Genomic DNA, 1,534 nt, shown 5'->3' on the forward strand with positions numbered 1-1,534 from the left:
TTTTTCCGGCCTTCGCCGTCAAACACGACGATCGGCTGGAAGCCGAACTCGTCGTAGAACGCATTGAACAGGCGCAGCTGCTGGTGCCCATGCACCGCGTCAAAGGTATCATCGATATCGAGCACGATCCGGCTTGGAGGGCGCGCAAACGAGTGGCAGTAGAACCGGATCATCTCGCGGCCCATGCGGATAAGGGCGCGGGTGTCGGGCAGGTTTTCCATGCGCGAGATCGTCGGCTGCGAACACGAGGCCGGCCCTGTTTCCGGGCCACGCTCCAGCGCGATCCTGAAGCTGGGATCGTACCGCAGGGCTGCCGCGTCGTTGCCGTCTTCATACCCCGCCGCGATCATCATGATCCGGAACCGGATGATGTCGCACAGGCTATGCTGAACTTTCGCCGGGTCACGCGGATCGTGCAGGCAATCTGCGAGCCGCTGCGCCAGACCCGCCCTGCGCTCGATCTCGCGCAGCAGGGTCAGTCCGGCGTCGGAGCTCATGTCGGCGCCGTCAAACCCGAGCAGGATCGGCTTGCCATTGAGGGGTGACAGACGGGGTGCGGAGCACGTAGACTGGGTCCTGGCGGAGGTCGTCCTGCTGAAATCTGAATCTTTGGCGCCGATAACCAAAAAATGCAGAGTTTCAGACGGTTACGCAACCTCCGCCGCCTTCTCGTGAATTATCCGGGCTAAATCAGCGCTCCGGCAATCCCAATGCTACCGGGTAAATCGGCAAGAACGACGTAGGCAATGGACGACATGGCGGACTTCAAAGTAGGATTTCCCTTAGGTAACCCTACTCGGAACCTTTCGAATTGAACAGCGGTGCGAACGCTCGCCCCGGTGAGCGTGAAGCGCATCCGGCGGCTGATGCGGCTCATGCCGATCCACCGGAAGCCCGACATCGGCAAGCGCGCCAAGAGGCACAAGACCTACCCCTACCTGCCGGGACGCCTGTGGCTCGATCGGCCCGACCAGGTCTTCCTCACGGGATCATCAAAACCGACAGAGGCTCGCGGTTCACATCCTTCGCCTAGACCGGCCGGCCCCCCTCTGTCAGGGAAGTTGTCGCCTGCTCTGATGCAGAAAGTGTATTCTGAGGCGGGCGGGACAGGACGACGAAATGGCTTACTCACCTGAACGGAAGGCTGCGGTGATCGGGAAGATGCTGCCGCCGAACAACATGCCCTTGGGCCGGCTGGCCAAGGAGGAAGGGATCAGCGTGGCGACGCTTGCGAAGTGGCGGGCTGAGGCGCGGGCGAAGGGGCAGTTTCTACCCGACGCCAAGGCAGGTCCGGAGGGCTGGACCTCAGCGGACAAGCTCGCTGCGGTGATCGAGACGGCGTCACTGAATGCAGTGGAGCTTGGCGAATATTGTCGGCGCCGCGGCATCTACCCCGATCAGCTGACTGTCTGGCGGGAGGCCTGCGCGCGGGCCGACGACTGGGAACGAGCGGCGTCCCGCCAGATCGCGCGGGAAACACGGGACGCCAACAAGCGGGTGCAGCAGCTGGAACGGGAACTGGCGCGCAAGGAAA

Annotated in this window: 2 protein-coding genes and 1 pseudogene; 1 reads left to right on the top strand and 2 read right to left on the bottom strand. The window is 62.8% G+C overall.

Translation table 11 applies throughout. The features are described from left to right. Positions 1-548: transposase (locus JSE7799_RS11135; protein ID WP_245624869.1), on the bottom strand; the 548-nt coding region annotated here is incomplete at its 3' end. Between the two features lie 137 nt (positions 549-685). Then, positions 686-877: a hypothetical protein gene (locus tag JSE7799_RS20510; RefSeq protein WP_144431668.1), complete on the bottom strand. Its 192-nt coding sequence runs from the start codon at positions 875-877 to the stop codon at positions 686-688. A gap of 242 nt (positions 878-1,119) precedes the next feature. Between JSE7799_RS20510 and JSE7799_RS11140 the strand changes: the two are divergent. Continuing rightward, a pseudogene (locus tag JSE7799_RS11140) lies at positions 1,120-1,534 on the top strand (IS3 family transposase); the annotation flags it as partial.

It is taken from the genome of Jannaschia seosinensis (assembly GCF_001408515.1).
Taxonomy (GTDB): domain Bacteria; phylum Pseudomonadota; class Alphaproteobacteria; order Rhodobacterales; family Rhodobacteraceae; genus Jannaschia; species Jannaschia seosinensis.